This window comes from Acidovorax sp. FG27 (genome assembly GCF_040365715.1).
Classification (GTDB): Bacteria; Pseudomonadota; Gammaproteobacteria; order Burkholderiales; family Burkholderiaceae_C; genus Paracidovorax.
Genome location: NZ_BAABVY010000009.1, coordinates 830346 through 846171, shown reverse-complemented (window position 1 = coordinate 846171; position 15826 = coordinate 830346). Strand labels below are relative to the sequence as shown.

Below are 15826 nucleotides of genomic sequence, written 5' to 3'. Positions count from 1 at the left end.
CGCCCGCCGCCGCCCGCCGCCGCCGGGCGCCGCTCCCGGCCGGGCTCAGGCCCGGGCGGTGCCGCCCGCCGCCAGCGCCGGCATGGCGTCGAACACCGAGGGCGAGAAGTCCAGCGTGCCCTCCGGCTTGTCGCCCAGCGCCCAGGCCTGCAGCCGGTCCGCGGGCATGGGCCGCGCGAAGAAGAAGCCCTGCAGCTCGTCGCAGCGCATGCCCAGCAGGATGTCGCGCTGGCCGCCGGTCTCGACGCCCTCGGCCACCACCCGCAGGCCCAGCGCATGGGCCAGCCGCACCACCGCGTCGACCACCGCACGGGCATCTTCCTGGTGCTCCAGATCCTGCACGAAGCTGCTGTCGATCTTCAGCTGCTGCGCGGGCAGCCGGCGCAGGTAGCTCAGGCTGGAATGGCCGGTGCCGAAGTCGTCGATGGAGAGAAACACCCCCACCCGCGCCAGCTCGCGCAAGGTGCGCTGCGTGGTGCGCGTGTCTTCCATCGCCACCGTCTCGGTGATCTCGCACAGCAGCTGGCCCGCATCCACGCCATGCGCCTGCAGCGACCGGGCGATGCGCTGCGCCAGCCCGGCCTCGCGCAACTGGTGCACCGACACGTTGATCGCCACGCGGATGCGCAGCCCGTTGCGCGCCCATTCGGCGATCTGGCGGCAGGCTTCCTCGATGACCCAGCCGCCGAGCGTGTTGATCAGCCCGAACCGCTCGGCCAGGGCGATGAACACCACCGGGCTGATGGGGCCCCGGGTCGGGTGGTTCCAGCGCAGCAGGGCCTCGACGCCGCAGATGATGCCGCGCTCGCCGTCGATCTTGGGCTGGTAGTGCAGCTCCAGCTCGCCCCGCTGCAGCGCCTGGCGCAGGTCCTTCTGCAGCTCCAGCTGCTCGGTGGCGTCGGAGTTCATGTGGTCCTCGAACAGCGCGAAGCCGTTGCCGCCGGCGCGCTTGGCGGCATACATGGCGGCGTCGGCGTTGGCCACCAGCTTCTCGCGCTCGCCCTGGTCGGGGTACACCACCACCCCGATCGAGCACGAGATCTGCACCTGCCGGCCCGCCAGGTCGAAGGGCTGCGAGAGCGTGTCGAGCAGCCGCTGCACCACGCACAGGCAGTCCTCGGTGCGTCCCACGTCCTCCAGCAGCACGAGGAACTCGTCGCCCCCCATCCGCGCCACCGTGTCGCTCTCGCGCGCCTCGTCGCGCAGGCGCCGGGCGGCGCTTTGCAGGATGGCGTCGCCCGCCGTGTGGCCCAGAGAATCGTTGATCGGCTTGAAGCCGTCCAGATCGACGAACAGCACCCCCAGGCGTTGCTGCGCGCCGCCCGCGTTGGCCCGCTCCAGCCGCAGCAGGGCGTGGTGCAGGCGGTCTTCCAGCAACAGCCGGTTGGGCAGGCCCGTCAGGGCATCGGCGAAGGCCTGCTTGTGCAGCGCCGCGTTGGCGGACTGCAGCTTGGCGTTGCTGTCCTTGAGCGAGCGGGTCAGCAGGCGCGCCTTGTGCTGCAGCAGTGCGTCCAGCACCGACGCCACCAGCGTGCTGACCAGCAGCATCGCGGTGGCCAGCAGGATGACGGCGGTGAGGCCGAAGCCGCTCAGTCCGTCGACGCTCAGGCACACCGCGCCTTCGCGGAACCGCGCCGCCGCCATGCCCAGGTAGGGCACGCCATTCATCGCCAGCCCCACCACGGCCGATGCCGCCACCTGGTAGAGCAGCCTGCGCGGCCCGCGCTGGGCCAGCAGCAGGCGGAACGCGCCCAGCGCGCAGAGCGCCGCCAGCACCGCCACCCCGAAGGACGCCGCCACCAGCCCGCGGTTCCAGACGATGGGGATGGACATGTCCAGCGCCTGCATGCCCAGGTAGTGCATGGCCCCGACGCCGCCGCCCAGGGCCAGCACCGCCACCGCCGCGTGGATTGCCCGGGCGCCCCGCAGGCCGGACAGGCACAGCACCACGCTGGAGACACCGACCGCCGCCAGCCAGGACATCAGCGTCATGTATTCGGCAAAGCCCAGAGTCACCGGCAGCCGCAGCGACTGTAGGCCGAGGAAATGCATCGCCCAAAGGCCGGTGCCCATCACCACCGAGCCGACGGACCACCAGACGAAGGCGATGCGCCAGGACGCCAGGCGAATGCGCCGCGCCACGTCCAGCGCGGCGTAGGCCGCCAGCCAGGCGATGCCGAACGAGGCCGCCACGACCTGCGGGTCGTGGGTGGACGACATGAAACCGGGAGCTGCGAGCATGGAGAGATGGGCGTTGGACGGCGCTGGAAACGAGGACGCCGGGCAGGAGCGGGATGCGCGTGCGGACGGGGCCGTGCGCGCTACATGGATTTGCTTTTACAACAAGTAACGTATTGGCGGTGTAGGAGCGTGCGGTATTCCACCGGCGGGCGTATCGACGCTGCAATGAGAATGGTTTTCGTTTGTCGCTATTCTTGTAGTGTCGTCGCGGCTGCAACGTCCTGAATGAACTCGACGCGTCGCTCTGCAGCGCGGTGCGGTTCGCGCCAGGTGGCCCGCCCGGAAGGCGCCGCCGACCGTGGCCTGCAGGCTTCGCGCAGCCACCCCGTTCACCCCCCAACGTCTTCACTCCAGGAGCTGATCGCACATGAACCACCGTATCGAACGTGACACCTTCGGGCCCATCGAAGTCCCCGCCCAGCAGCTGTGGGGCGCGCAGACCCAGCGCTCGCTGCAGAACTTCGACATCTCGGGCGAGCAGCAGCCGCGCGAGATCATCAAGGCGCTGGCCCAGGTCAAGCGCGCCTCCGCCAAGGTCAACCAGGCGCTGGGTCTGCAGGACGCGAGGAAGACCGACGCCATCGTGGCCGCGGCCGACGAGGTGATCGCCGGCCGGCACCCGGGCGAATTTCCGCTGGTGGTGTGGCAGACCGGCTCCGGCACGCAGACCAACATGAACGTGAACGAGGTGCTGGCCAACCGCGCCAGCGAGATCCTGGGTGGCGAGCGCGGCGAGGGCCGCCTGATCCACCCCAACGACGACGTGAACCGCAGCCAGTCCAGCAACGACGTCTTTCCGACGGCCATGCACGTGGCGGCGGTGGAGGCGCTCACCCACCGGCTGCTGCCCGCCATCGCCCGGCTGCGCGCGACGCTGGAGGCCAAGGCCCAGGCGTTCGACGACATCGTCAAGATCGGCCGCACCCATCTGCAGGACGCCACGCCGCTGACTCTGGGCCAGGAAATCTCAGGCTGGGTGGCGCAGCTCGCGCACGGCGAGCGGCACGTGCGCGACGCCCTGCCGCACCTGTACGAACTGGCGCTGGGCGGCACCGCCGTCGGCACCGGCCTGAATGCGCCCAAGGGCTATGCCGAAGGCGTGGCCCGGGAGCTGGCCGAGCTGACCGGCCTGCCCTTCGTCACCGCGCCCAACAAGTTCGAGGCGCTGGCCTCGGTCGATGCGCTGGTGCATGCGCACGGCGCGCTCAAGACGCTGGCGGCCAGCATGATGAAGATCGCCAATGACGTGCGCTGGCTGGCCAGCGGCCCGCGCAGCGGCATCGGCGAGCTGTCGATCCCAGAGAACGAGCCAGGCTCCTCGATCATGCCGGGCAAGGTGAACCCCACCCAGAGCGAGGCCGTCACCATGCTTGCGGCGCAGGTCTTCGGCAACGACGTGGCCATCAACTTCGGCGGCGCCTCGGGCAACTTCGAGCTGAACGTGTTCCGGCCCATGGTGGCGCACAACTTCCTGCAGAGCGTGCGCCTGCTGGCCGACGGCATGGTGAGCTTCAACGACCACTGCGCGGTGGGCATCGAGCCCAACCGCGAGCGCATTGCCGACCTGGTGGGCCGTTCGCTCATGCTGGTCACCGCGCTCAACACCCACATCGGCTACGACAAGGCCGCCTTTATCGCCAAGAAGGCGCACAAGGAAGGCACGTCGCTGCGCGAGGCGGCCATCGCCTCGGGCCATGTGACGGCCGAGCAGTTCGACCAGTGGGTGGTGCCCGGCGCGATGGTGGGGCGCTGAGCCCTCGGCGCCCGGCGCCGAGGGGTTCAGGCGGCCGCGGCGGCGGTTGCCTGGCGGTGGCGCTGGGCGCCACGGACCGTCGGCGATGCAGCCGGCCGGCGGGGCGCCGCTTTGGGGGCGGCCTGGGCCCGGGCCTTCTGCGCACTCGGCATGGGCCGCCGAAGGAAGGCCAGCAGCCGGCGCTCGGGCGCGGTCAGCCCGCGCGGTGCCGGGCCTTCCCCGCCGATGCGGTCCCACACCTTCTGCATGCCCGGCCCCGCGTCCGACGCGAGGCGGGTGCCCAGCTCCAGCACGGCGGGGTGGACGTAGGACTTCTTGCAGACGGCCGGCGTGTTGCCCAGCTGCCGCGCCACCTCCACCAGGATGGCCTTGGCGCTGTACGAGGCCGCGCCCCCCTCGCCGGTGCAGGCCAGCCGCGTCAGCTCCAGCGCCTGGGCCGTGCCGTGCCAGGTGCGGAAGTCCTTGGCCGTGAAATGCAGGTCGCCGCCATCGGCGCCCCGGCTGGCCGAGCGGCGGGCGCCCTCGGTGATCTCGCGCAGGTAGTCGTTCACGTCGCTCGAGCCGATGGCGTGGCGCTGGCCGTCCGCGTCTTCGTACTGGAACAGCTCCTGCCCGGGCAGCTGCTGGCAGCGGCGCACCACGCGGGCCACGCGGGGGTCGTCCAGCCGCGCTTCCTGCTCCACGCCGCTCTTGCCGCGAAAGCGCAGCGTCAGCGTGCTGCCACGCACGCCGGCATGGCGGTTGCGCAGCGTGGTCAGGCCATAGGACTTGTTGGTGGCGGCGTATTCCTCGTTGCCCACGCGCAGGAAGGTGGTGTCCAGCAGCCGCACGATGGTGGCCAGCACCACGGTGCGCGACAGCGCGGGCTCGCCCCGGCGGGGTTTCAGGTCGCGGGCCACGCGGGCGCGGATGCGCGGCAGCGCCTGCCCGAAGGCGCGCATGCGCTCGAACTTGTCTTCGTCCCGCACACGCCGCCATTCGGGGTGGTAGCGGTACTGGCGCCGGCCCCGGGCGTCCAGGCCGGTCGCCTGCAGGTGGCCGTTGGGCTTAGGGCAGATCCACACGTCGGTGTAGGCCGGCGGAATCGCCAGCTTGCGGATGCGGGCGATCTCGTCCTCGTCCTTCACCCAGGAGCCGTCGGGCTTGCGAAAGGCGAACGACTCGCCCTTCAGGACGCGGGTCAGGCCTGGCATGTCCACGCTCACGTAGATCAGGCCGCCGGCCAGGCGGGTACCCGGACGGGGCGGGGCGGCCTTGGCGGCATCGGGGGGTGCGGCGCTGTCGCGGGACTGGGTGGGCATACGGTGCTTGGGGCAGCAAGGGGAGGTGGCCCATCACACCGCAAGCCCGCGCCGGCCCGTGTAGGCGCGGGTCCGCAGCGCGGGTGGGAACCTGGCTGCCCGCCCAGGCCCCACGGCGCCGGCATGGCGAAATTGCATGCCCCAATCGGGCCGAACCGTTTGATTTATAAGCGCAATGCGCTATGAAAGATATAGCAAATGGCGCTGCCCTGGTCTTGCCATCAGAACCGCGCCGTCAACCCCACGAAGTAGGTGCGCCCGCCGTTGTCGTAGTTGCTGCCCAGCTCCCGCGTCTGTTTGTCGGTCAGGTTGACGACGCCGGCGCGCAGCGTGAGCGACTCGTTCACCGCGTACCCCGCCGACAGGTCGACCGTGGTGTAGGCCTTGGCGAAGTTGGCGGCGGTGCCGTTGGTCAGCAGTTCCTTGCCGGTGTGGCGGGCGCTCACGACCGCGTTCCAGGCCGCGTTGATGCGCCACTGCAGGGCCGAATACACCGTCAGGCGCGGCACCGCGAGCAGCGATGCGCCGGTGGTGAGGTTCTTCGACTCGAACATGCGCGTGACGTTGGTGTTCCAGTCCAGACCGGGCGCCAGCGGCACATTGGCGGTGGCCTCCACCCCGCGCGTGCGGGCGCGCTGGGCATTTTCCATGCGGGTCCACCAGAAGCCGTTGTAGAAGCCCAGCGGCTGGTAGTCGATCTTGTTCTTGAAGTCGGTGTGGAAGTAGGTGGCGCCCAGCGACCAGCCGGCGCGGTCCCAGCTGGTACCCAACTCGAAGTTGGTGCTGGTCTCGGGTTCGAGATTCGGGTTGCCCGCCATGTAGCAGCCCCGGGTGCCGTCCGCATTCACGCTGGCGCTGGTCCAGCCCCGGCCGGCCAGGCTGCGGCAGCCGTTGCCGCCCGACTGGGTGGCGGCATTGGGCGAGTTCTCCTTCAGCCCCGGGGCGCGAAAGCCCCGCGAGACGCCGCCGCGCACCGTCCATTCCGCCTCGGGGTGGTAGACCAGGTAGGCGCGGGGGCTCCAGTTGGTGCCGTACCGGTCGTGGTGGTCCATGCGCAGGCCCAGCGTGAGCGCCAGGTTCTCACGCAGGAAGATGCTGTCCTCGGCAAACAGCGCCCAGGTCGTCGCCGACAGGGCCGAGCCGCCCAGCCGGTTGCCCGCATAGTCGATGGGCGCCACGCCGATGGTGTCGTGGTTGTCCAGCTCCTCGCGCTTCCACTGAAAGCCTGCGGTCAGCGCCTGGTCCAGGCCCAGGAGCGGCACCGGCACGTCGAAGCGGCCGTCCAGCACGGTCTCGCGCGAGTGGTTGCCGATGGTGTTGCCCTTGTCCTCGTACTCGTTGCGCACCAGGTTGAGCTTGCTGCGCGCCGCGCCCCAGCGGCCTTCATGGCCGATGCCGAGCTTGGTGTGCTGCAACCTGGCCAGTCCCCAGGGGCTGACGACCGGGTTGCCAGCGGCATTGGCGGTGTCCGAGCCCAGTGCGCGCTGCGTGCCCTGCGCCGCCTCGAACGACAGCAGCTGGTCGGGCGTCAGCTGCCAGTTCAGCAGGCCGTTCAGGTTCTGGTTGCGCGCCCCGGCGGTGGAAAGATAGGTGCCGGGAAAGCCGCCGTTCGATTCGTCCGAGGCGCGCTCGGTGAAGTTGCCGCCCAGCCGCAGGCCGAACCGCTCGGCCAGCGGGCCGCTGAGGTTGAAGCCCCACTGCCGCGTGTCGCCCCGCTCCGAATCGGCGGGTTTGCTGAAGTTGAGCGTGGTGGAGCCCGTCCAGTGCGTGCCGATCTTGCGGGTGATGATGTTGATGACGCCGCCCATGGCGTCGGAGCCGTAGAGCGACGACATCGGGCCGCGCACCACCTCGATGCGCTCGATCATCTCGGGCGAGATCCAGTCCAGGTCCTGCTGGCCCAGGTCGTCGCGGTAGTTCACGCCGGCCGAATTGCCCTGGCGCTGGCCGTCCACCAGGATCAGCGTGTACTTCTCCGGCAGGCCGCGCAGCCGGATCTTGGACTGCGCGCCCGTGCCCGAGAGGCCCCCGGTCACGCCCGGCACGGTGGCCAGCAGCTGGCCGATGCTGGTGACCGGCTTGCGCTCGATGTCCTCCCGCGTGATGACGCTGATGCTGGCCGGCGCCTCCTTGATGTCCACCGCCGCGCCCGAGGCGGTGACCACCACGGTCGACAGCGCCGGGTTCGCCGGCGTGGAACCGCCGCCGGCAGCGGCCTGGGGCGGGGCGGATTCGGCGGTGGGCTGGGCGTGTGCGGGGGCGGCGAGGGCGGCGCAGGCGAAAGCGGCCGCCGCCGCCAGGGGGCGCAGCGAGAAGGTATGGGTCATCGACAACGGTCCTGAAGTCAAGCAAAAGGACGAGAATGATAACAACTCGCATTTGCATCTTTGTCGTACCTTCATGCGGCCTGCACCTGGGCTGGACCGAAGCCGCCCGCTTACCGCTTACCGCTCACCGCACCCCCGGCGGAGGCCGATGGCGGCTTCCTCGCGGCGCGCGCCTACGACGGCTGCGCGGGCGGGGGCGCAGCGTCCACCGCCTCGTCCGGCGGCGGCTCGAACGCGAAGCCCACGCCATAGACCGAGCGGATCCAGTCGTGGTCGCGCCCGTCCGCCGCCTTGAGCTTCTTGCGCAGGTTCTTGACGTGGCTGTCCACCGCCCGCTCGTTCACATCCAGCGTGTCGTCGTAGGCCATGTCGAGCAGTTGCGCGCGCGAGAAGATGCGCCCGCTGTGCCGCACCAGCGCCTGCAGCAGGCGAAATTCGCGCAGCGTGAGCGGCACCGCCTCGCCGCGCATCTGCGCCTGCCACTGCACTTCGTCGAGCGTCAGCGTGCTCTGGCGGGCCACGTCGGGCACGGCCTGGGTGGTGCGCCGCAGCACGGTCTTGATGCGCGCCACCACCTCGCGGGGCGAAAAAGGCTTGCAGATGTAGTCGTCCGCGCCCAGCTCCAGGCCGATCAGGCGGTCCACCTCCTCGACCCGGGCGGTCAGCAAAATGATCGGCGCCTGGGTCACGCGGCGCGCCTCGCGCAGCACGGTCAGGCCGTCGGCGCCGGGCAGCATCACGTCCAGCACGGTCAGGTCGGGCAGGCGGGCGGCGCCGGGCTGCGTCAGCCGGGCCACGGCGGCGGTGCCGTCGGCCAGGTGTTCGGCTTCATAGCCGGCGTGGCGCAGGTAGTCCATCAGCACGTCGGCGATGTCCTGGTCGTCTTCGACCACCAGGATGCGGGCGGGTGGTTGGGCAGGGGTCATGCGGTTCTTTCCAGCAAGGGCAGGGTGAGGTGGATGCGCAGGCCGCCCAGCGGCGAGGCCTCGGCGCCGATGTGGCCGCCGTGCGCCTGCACGATGGCGCGGCAGATGGCCAGGCCCAGGCCCGAGCCGCCGCGGTCGCCGTGGGCGCGGGTGCGCGAGGCCTCGGCGCGGTAGAGCCGCTCGAAGATGCGCGGCAGCTCCGGCGCCGGCACGCCGGGCGCGGTGTCGTCGAAGCGCAGCGACAGCACGGGCCGCGCGCCGTCGCCGCGTTCCACCGCGGCGGTCACTTCCAGGCGGCCGCCCCGGTCGGTGTAGCGCAGGCTGTTTTCCAGCAGGTTGAGGAACACGCGGTGCAGCTGCTGGGCGTCGCCGCGCACCAGGGGCTGCTGGTGGCCGCTGCCGGCCAGCCCGCCGGCTTGCAGGCCCACGCCGGCCTGCTCGAAGCGCGGCTGCATGGAGGCGACGGCCTCGGCCAGCAGGGGCAGCGGGTGCACCGGGTCGGTGGCGCCGGGCTGGCCGCTGCCGTCGGCATCGAGGCTGGCGCGCAGGTCGCCCACCAGGTGCGTGAGGCGCATCACCTGCCGGTGCAGGCGCAGGGCGGTGTTGTCGTCGAACTGGCGCACGCCGTCCTGCACGGCCTCGATCTCGGCGCGCATGGCGGCCAGCGGCGTGCGCAGCTCGTGCGCCACGTCGCCGATCCATTGCCGGCGCGAGGCCTCCATGCTGGCGAGCTGCTCGGCCATGTGGTTGAAGGTGTCCACCAGCCGCGCCAGCTCATGGCCGCCCTGCGCGGCCACGCGCGTGTCGAGCCGCCCGGCCGCGATGCTGCGCGCACCCGCCACCAGGGCGCCCACCGGCGCCAGCCAGCGCCGGCCCAGCCACCACGACAGCACCAGGGCGAAGGCCAGGCCCGCCGCGCCGGTCCACACCACGAAGACCAGCTGCTGGCCGAGGAAGGCCTGGTCGGCTTCGCGCTCGAGCACCAGCGGCGGCGACAGCACCAGCTGGCCGATGGGCCGGCCCTCGGCATTGCGCAGCACGGTGCGGGCGTGGCCGGGCTGGGGCGGGGTGCCGGCGATGAGCTGGCGGTCGTTGTCGATCAGGCCCAGCCGCTGGGAGAGCCCGTCGGAAAAGGGTGCCATCCGCGTGCCGCCTGCCCCGCCGCCCTGACTGGGCGGCAGGACTTCAGGCCGGCTCGCGCCGCCGCCGTCGCCCAGCGCCCAGGGCGGCGGCACCGCGCCGTAGGGCGGCGGCCGCAGGCCCGTGCCGCCCGATGAGGGCCGAGGGTCGACCACCCAGTCGTCCAGCAGCGGCCGGCTGGCCGTGAGGGGGATGGTGGCGGGCGACGAGCTGGGGCCGAAAACGGCGGTGCCGGGCATCTCGGGGCGGCGCAGGTCCAGCCACAGGTCGGGCTGGGTGCGCAGCGTCTGCCAGCCGCCGTGCTGGGCGTGCAGGTGCTGAAGGCGCACGGCGAACCAGTCCATGCGGGCCAGCTCGATCTCGGCGACGTAGGGGCCCATGCCGCGCTGCAGCCCCAGGCGCGAGAGGCCCACGAACATCAGCAGCATCAGCGCCATCAGCGCGGAGAGCGCCAGGAAGGCCTTGCGCTGCAGGGTGAGGTGTCTCATGGCAGGGGAGTGAGGGCGGCGCGGAACATCGCCATAGCTTGCCACGGCGCGCCGGCGCTGGCGGCACCGGCTGCACCGGCTGCACCGGCTGCACCGACGGTTGGGCGGCGCATGCCGCTCACGGCGCGGCGGGACGCGGGCCGGGGCCGCCGTGCCCGCCGGGCGGCGGGCCGCCGGCGGGTCGTGCGGCGAGCGCGCCGCTGGGGGTGGGCAGGCAGGTGGCAGCCACGGTCCTGCCGTCCGGCAGCGCCAGCGTGACGGCGGCGCCCTCGGCCTGGCCCTCGCAGGCGGCGAAGGCCTCGTGCGGCGGGCCGCGCCGGCCCTCCAGCGGCTGCTGCGCCATCGCCGTGGAGGCCGCCATGGCGATGAGCGACAGGCCCAGCCACAGCGCGGCCAGGGTGATGTGGAAGGTGGACAGCAGCGGCGCCGGGCGCTCCAGCAGGGCGGTGGCCGCGTGGTCGGTGGTGCGGCGCGCGGCCGGGGTGCCGCGGCCGGCGGGAGCGGTGCGATGCATGGCGTGTCCTCCTCGTTCGTTGCTGTGGTGCAGAGCTTTCCTGGCGAATGTGCCGGGCAATCCAGGAGAAAAATTGGAGCGGAAGGTTCCGCGCCCCGCCGGGGCACGGGCGCTGGATCACCCGGGTGCGAATGCTATTTTTTCGATAGCTGAACGCGCCGGTGGATCAAGCGCGGGAGGCCGATTTGGCTTGCAAAATCGGACCGCAGGCGCCCACCCCGTCGGGCGCCGTGCGCGCTACTTCGCCGCCGCCAGCGCCTGCTCGATCCACCCGTCGAAGGTGCGCTGGTGCGCGCGGATCCAGCCGTCGGCATGGCGCTGCACGTCGGCGGGCTGGTTCTGTCCGTCCCGCATGGCCAGGTTCTGCGCGTTGATGTCCGCCACCGGCAGGCGCATCAGCTCGAAGAGCCGCGCCGCTGCCGGGTTGGCCTCGATGAACCGGCGGTTCGCCACGATGCGCTGGTGGTTCGCGATGAAGCCGTAGTTCTTGCCGTTGGGCAGCTGCGTATCGATGCTCGACTGGTCGCCCGGCAGCGCGGAATGCGGCACCTGCAGCCACACCACGTCTTCGCCCGGGCGCAGCACGCTGCTGACCCAGTACGGCGTCCAGGTGTAGTAGAGGATGGGCTGCCCCTGCTTGAAGCGCTCGATGGTCTCGGCCATCAGCGCGGCATAGCTGCCCTGCACATGGGTGACGGTGCCGCGCAGGCCGAAGGCGGTCAGCTGGTGCTCGATCACGCCCTCGCAGCCCCAGCCGGGCGTGCAGCCGGTCATGTCGGCCCGGCCGTCGCCGTTGGTGTCGAACAGGGCGGCGATCTTCGGGTCCTTCAGCTGGTCGAGGCGGGTGATGCCGTGCGCCTCGGCCGTCTTGCGGTCGATGAGGTAGCCCTGCACCGCATTGCTGGAATAAAAGCCCTTGCGCCACAGCTTGGCGTCGCCGCCGGCGTTTCGGTAGAAGTCGGCCTGCAGCGGATCCCAGTGGTTGGCCATGAAGGTGGCGTCGCCGTTGGCAATCGCCACATGGGCGGTGGCGTACTCGATCTCGCGGATCGGCTGCACGGTGTAGCCCAGGCGCTCCAGGCCGCGGTTGACCAGCAGCGTCTGGAAGGTCTCTTCCGCCAGCGAGCTTTGCAGCGGCTGCACGGTGATGCCCGTGCCGGGCAGGTCTTGCAGCGCTTGCGCGTGGGCTGCGGTGGGCGCGGCCACGTTCAGGGCCAGGCCCAGGGTGAGGGCGGCGGCGGCCAGCAGTCGGCGCCGCGCCGGGCGGTGGGATGGAAGTGGGTGCGAATGCATCGATGGGTGTTCCTTTCTCGAATCGGGTCGGGGCGTGGGGCCGCGCTCAGCGTGCGGCGCCGGCCAGCAGGGCGGCGGCGGGGGCGGCGGGCGCATCGACCGGCAGCGGGGCCGGGGTGGCGCCAGCGGCAGCGGCGCGGCGCGCCGGCAGCAGCCGGGCCACCAGGCCGGCGGGGCCGGTCTGCCACCAGTGGCGCGCGCCCCGGCGCGGCCGGCCCAGCGACTGCGTGATGCGGTCCAGCGTGATGGCCAGCAGCACGATGCCCAGGCCGCCCACGGTGGCGAGACCCATGTCCAGCCGGCCGATGCCGCGCAGCACCATCTGGCCCAGGCCGCCCACGGCGATCATCGAGGCGATGACGACCATCGACAGCGACAGCATCAGCGCCTGGTTGACGCCCGCCATGATGGACGGCATGGCCAGCGGCAGCTGCACCTTCACAAGCATCTGCAGGGGCGAGGCGCCGTAGGCACGCGAGGCCTCGATCAGGTCGGGCCGCACCTGGCGCAGGCCCAGGTTGGTCAGCCGAACCAGCGGCGGCAGGGCGAAAACGATGGTGACCACCACGCCCGGCACGTTGCCGATGCCGAACAGCATCACCACCGGCACCAGGTAGACGAAGGCCGGCGTGGTCTGCATGGCGTCCAGCAACGGGCGCATGACGCGCTGGGCGCGGTCGCTGCTGGCCAGCAGGATGCCCAGCGGCAGGCCGACAGCCAAGCAGAAGGCCAGCGAGGTCAGCACCAGCGACAGCGTGACCATGGCCTCGGGCCAGATGCCCAGCAGCGCCACCACCATCAGCGACAGCACCGTGCCGACGGCCAGCGCCCGTCCGGCGAACTGCCAGGCCAGCAGGCCGACGAGCGCGATCATCGCCAGCGTGGGCAGGCTGGTCAGCAGCCCTTCCACCCAGCGCAGCGTGCCGTCGATGGGCGCGCGCACGGTCTGGAACAGCGGGCGCAGGTGCTCCACCGCCCAGCCCAGGCCCTGGTTGATCCAGGCCTCGACGGGCAGGGAGCCGTCCCAGAGCCGGCCGAGGTGCAGGCCGCCGTCGCCCGCTGCCGCGCCGCCCAGGGCGTCGGCGGGCGCCTGCAGCCAGTCGCGCGGCGCATCGGCGGCCGATGCGGTGGCGGCCCAGGGGTCCACGAACGTGCTGGCCTCAGGCGGCAGGGCAGGGCCCGGGGCTGCCTGCGGTGCGGCGATCAGGGTGGCGTCTTCGTGATTCATGCGGGGCTCCTTTCTGGTTGTGCGGTGGGCATGGCGGCTGCTGCGGTGGCGAGGTCCTGCGGCGGCGGGCTGGGCGGCACGGGCGGCGTGTCGCGGTCCAGAAAGCGCAGCAGGGTGGTCTTGCTCACCGCGCCGCGAAAGCGCCCGTCGGCATCGACCACCGGCAGCGCGCAGGGCGCCTGGGCCACCTGGCCGAACAGCTCGGCCACGGGCGCGTCCGAAGGAATGGTCGTGACTTCCGGGATGAAGGCGTGTTGCAGCCCCAGCGGTCCGGAATGCCCGTGCAGCGCCGCGCGCAGCGAATCGGCCGAGACCGTGCCCAGGTAGCGCTTGGCGGGGCTGACCACGTAGGCGAAGTTGTCGTCGTGTCCCTCGATCAGCTGCAGCGCGGGGCGGCAGCCCCGGTCGGTGTGCTCGCGCACCACGGTCAGCCGCTTGCGGGCGATGTCGCCGGCCTTGAACACGGCGGCCGCGTCCACGCCGCGCACGAAGTTGCGCACGTAGTCGTCGGCCGGGTTGCGCAGGATGTCGTCGGGCGTGCCCACCTGCACCACTTGGCCGTCCTTCATGATGGCGATGCGGTCGCCGATGCGCATGGCCTCGTCCAGATCGTGCGAGATGAAGACGATGGTGCGGCGCCGGACCTGCTGCAGCCGCAGCAGCTCGCTCTGCATCTCGGTGCGGATGATCGGGTCCAGCGCGGAGAACGCCTCGTCCATCAGCAGGATGGAAGGGTCCGACGCCAGCGCCCGCGCCAGCCCCACGCGCTGCTGCATGCCGCCCGACAGCTCGTCGGGGTAGCTCTCGGCCCAGGCGGCCAGGCCCACCTGCTCCAGCGCCAGCGCGGCCTGGCGGCGGCGGTCATCGCGGTCCACGCCGGCCAGCTCCAGGCCGAAGGCGGTGTTGTCCAGCACCGTCATGTGCGGCATCAGCGCGAAGGACTGGAACACCATGCTGATGTCCTTGCGGCGCAGGGCGCGCAGCTCGCGGTCGCTCAGCGCGTTGATGTCCTGGCCATCGACCACGATGCGGCCCGCCGTGGGCTCGATCAGCCGGTTGAGCATGCGCACCAGGGTCGATTTGCCCGAGCCCGACAGGCCCATCACCACGAAGATCTCGCCCGCCTCGATGGTGAAGGTGGCGTCGAACACGCCGATGGAGTGGCCCGTGCGGGCCAGGATGTCCTGCTTGCTGACGCCTTGCCCCACGAGCCGCAGGGCGTCTTCGGGCGAGTCGCCGAACACCTTGAACACGCGGTCGATGATGATTTGCTTGGCCAAAGGGGCGGTCCTTTCTGTTTCGTCAATCGGTGGTGGGACGGACTGCCCGGCGCCGGCCGCGGCCCCCGCCGGATCGGCGAGCGCCTGCGGAATGCAGCGGCCGACGTGCCTTGCGGCAACGCCTGCGGCCCGGGCGAAACGCCACGGGCGGCACCGTGGGACGGCGCGAACGCCGCACGGCAGTCATGGAGGTCGGCCACGACGAAGGTGGCCGTCGGCCCGAATGGCACGCGAGGTGGTGCGCAAGGGCCTGTGCCCGGCGCCCGCAGCCGCCGTCCGGCGGGATCGGCGAAGGCGGGTGCCTGGGGCGGGGAGGCGGCGGTGGCCGGCTCCCTTGCCAGGCGGCAGGGCGGGTGCACGTGCCGGCACGTGCGCCGCTGCCGGGGCAGCCTGGACTGGCATTCGCACCCGACAGCGTGCGGGGGCGAATTACCTGCGTGGCAGGTTGTAAAACACCGCCGAAGTATAGGAATTGCGTGTGTTTGTGTCAAAACACAGGTTTTTCAGGCCTGTGCTACTCCCGTGCGCGGGTGGCTGCGTCCGCCGCCCGCACGTGAGGGCTTTAGCTATGCTATTGATAGCTATAGGTCCATATGGGACGGGCGCCAGGGGGTGAAAAGGCCATGATTTCCACCCGCTGGCCGCGCCCCGAGCTCAATGCCGCTCGTGCGACACGTTCAGCAGCTTGTCGGTGTACGCGATGGCGATGGCCGACAGCAGGAACACCACGTGGATGATGGTCTGCCACATCAGCACCTTCACGTCGTAGTTGGCGGCGTTGATGAAGGTCTTGAGCAGGTGGATGGAGCTGATGCCGATGATCGACAGGCCCAGCTTCACCTTCAGCACCGACGCATTCACGTGGCCCAGCCATTCGGGCTGGTCGGGGTGCTTGTCCAGCCCCAGGCGGCTCACGAAGGTCTCGTAGCCGCCCACGATCACCATGATCAGCAGGTTGGAGATCATCACCACGTCGATCAGCGCCAGCACCACCAGCATGATGACCGTCTCGTTCAGCGCGGTGATTTCGTAGCCGGGCTTGTAGCCGATGCTGTTGACCAGCGCCTGCAGCGCCTGCTGGTTGCCGAAGACGGCTTCGATCAAATGCCACAGCTCGACGAGGAAATGCCACACGTAGACGCCCTGGGCGGCGATGAGGCCCAGGTACAGGGGCAGCTGCAGCCAGCGGCTGGCGAAGATCATCGCCGGCAGGGGGCGCAGCGGCGCGACCGCGCGATCGGGGTCGGAATGACGGGGAGAAGCCATGGCGGATGGGGGCAGAAATAATGGGTGGAAGGTCGGGCCGGACGGCATTCTAGGGGGTGGCCATGACCC

Annotated in this window: 11 protein-coding genes; 1 reads left to right on the top strand and 10 read right to left on the bottom strand. The window is 71.2% G+C overall.

Annotation, left to right across the window (positions count from 1 at the left end; translation table 11 throughout):
• Positions 1-45: 45 nt before the first annotated feature.
• Positions 46-2241 (bottom strand): putative bifunctional diguanylate cyclase/phosphodiesterase, encoded by a 2196-nt coding sequence (locus ABWV53_RS10785; protein ID WP_353365698.1) that lies wholly within the window; start codon positions 2239-2241, stop codon positions 46-48.
• Between the two features lie 367 nt (positions 2242-2608).
• Between ABWV53_RS10785 and fumC the strand changes: the two genes are divergently transcribed.
• On the top strand, positions 2609-3994 hold the full coding sequence (gene fumC / locus ABWV53_RS10780) for a class II fumarate hydratase (RefSeq protein ID WP_353365696.1): 1386 nt from the start codon (positions 2609-2611) through the stop codon (positions 3992-3994).
• Between the two features lie 26 nt (positions 3995-4020).
• On the opposite strand, the gene ABWV53_RS10775 is transcribed toward fumC, so the two are convergent.
• The 9 genes from ABWV53_RS10775 to ABWV53_RS10735 all read right to left on the bottom strand — a co-directional run bounded on the left by ABWV53_RS10775 (position 4021) and on the right by ABWV53_RS10735 (position 15757).
• The gene (locus tag ABWV53_RS10775; RefSeq protein WP_353365694.1) at positions 4021-5295 is read right to left on the bottom strand and encodes a DNA topoisomerase IB; all 1275 of its coding nucleotides are present in this window, start codon (positions 5293-5295) and stop codon (positions 4021-4023) included.
• Between the two features lie 221 nt (positions 5296-5516).
• Complete coding sequence (locus ABWV53_RS10770; RefSeq protein WP_353365692.1) at positions 5517-7622, bottom strand: TonB-dependent receptor domain-containing protein; 2106 nt, start codon at positions 7620-7622, stop codon at positions 5517-5519.
• Positions 7623-7795: 173 nt separating this feature from the next.
• Positions 7796-8548, bottom strand: a complete 753-nt coding sequence (locus ABWV53_RS10765) for a response regulator (protein ID WP_353365690.1) — start codon at positions 8546-8548, stop codon at positions 7796-7798.
• On the bottom strand, positions 8545-10176 hold the full coding sequence (locus ABWV53_RS10760) for an ATP-binding protein (RefSeq protein ID WP_353365688.1): 1632 nt from the start codon (positions 10174-10176) through the stop codon (positions 8545-8547). Before ABWV53_RS10760 ends, ABWV53_RS10765 begins: the two co-directional genes overlap by 4 nt.
• A gap of 118 nt (positions 10177-10294) precedes the next feature.
• The gene (locus tag ABWV53_RS10755; protein ID WP_353365686.1) at positions 10295-10690 is read right to left on the bottom strand and encodes a hypothetical protein; all 396 of its coding nucleotides are present in this window, start codon (positions 10688-10690) and stop codon (positions 10295-10297) included.
• 237 nt (positions 10691-10927) lie between these two features.
• On the bottom strand, positions 10928-11983 hold the full coding sequence (proX, locus tag ABWV53_RS10750) for a glycine betaine/L-proline ABC transporter substrate-binding protein ProX (RefSeq protein ID WP_353365684.1): 1056 nt from the start codon (positions 11981-11983) through the stop codon (positions 10928-10930).
• Positions 11984-12029: 46 nt separating this feature from the next.
• Positions 12030-13211: a glycine betaine/L-proline ABC transporter permease ProW gene (gene proW / locus ABWV53_RS10745; protein ID WP_353365682.1), complete on the bottom strand. Its 1182-nt coding sequence runs from the start codon at positions 13209-13211 to the stop codon at positions 12030-12032.
• Positions 13208-14491 carry a glycine betaine/L-proline ABC transporter ATP-binding protein ProV gene (gene proV, locus ABWV53_RS10740; protein WP_353365680.1) on the bottom strand — a complete coding sequence of 428 codons (1284 nt, stop codon included), beginning with the start codon at positions 14489-14491 and terminating at the stop codon, positions 13208-13210. Before proV ends, proW begins: the two co-directional genes overlap by 4 nt.
• Before the next feature lie 654 nt (positions 14492-15145).
• Complete coding sequence (locus ABWV53_RS10735; RefSeq protein ID WP_353365678.1) at positions 15146-15757, bottom strand: TIGR00645 family protein; 612 nt, start codon at positions 15755-15757, stop codon at positions 15146-15148.
• Between the last annotated feature and the right edge of the window lie 69 nt (positions 15758-15826).

What these genes read in the sequence shown, in the direction of transcription:
- ABWV53_RS10785 (WP_353365698.1), bottom strand. Translation starts at nt 2,241, where the DNA reads ATGCTCGCAGCTCCCGGTTTCATGTCGTCCACCCACGACCCGCAGGTC.
- fumC (WP_353365696.1), top strand. Translation starts at nt 2,609, where the DNA reads ATGAACCACCGTATCGAACGTGACACCTTCGGGCCCATCGAAGTCCCC.
- ABWV53_RS10775 (WP_353365694.1), bottom strand. Translation starts at nt 5,295, where the DNA reads ATGCCCACCCAGTCCCGCGACAGCGCCGCACCCCCCGATGCCGCCAAG.
- ABWV53_RS10770 (WP_353365692.1), bottom strand. Translation starts at nt 7,622, where the DNA reads ATGACCCATACCTTCTCGCTGCGCCCCCTGGCGGCGGCGGCCGCTTTC.
- ABWV53_RS10765 (WP_353365690.1), bottom strand. Translation starts at nt 8,548, where the DNA reads ATGACCCCTGCCCAACCACCCGCCCGCATCCTGGTGGTCGAAGACGAC.
- ABWV53_RS10760 (WP_353365688.1), bottom strand. Translation starts at nt 10,176, where the DNA reads ATGAGACACCTCACCCTGCAGCGCAAGGCCTTCCTGGCGCTCTCCGCG.
- ABWV53_RS10755 (WP_353365686.1), bottom strand. Translation starts at nt 10,690, where the DNA reads ATGCATCGCACCGCTCCCGCCGGCCGCGGCACCCCGGCCGCGCGCCGC.
- proX (WP_353365684.1), bottom strand. Translation starts at nt 11,983, where the DNA reads ATGCATTCGCACCCACTTCCATCCCACCGCCCGGCGCGGCGCCGACTG.
- proW (WP_353365682.1), bottom strand. Translation starts at nt 13,211, where the DNA reads ATGAATCACGAAGACGCCACCCTGATCGCCGCACCGCAGGCAGCCCCG.
- ABWV53_RS10735 (WP_353365678.1), bottom strand. Translation starts at nt 15,757, where the DNA reads ATGGCTTCTCCCCGTCATTCCGACCCCGATCGCGCGGTCGCGCCGCTG.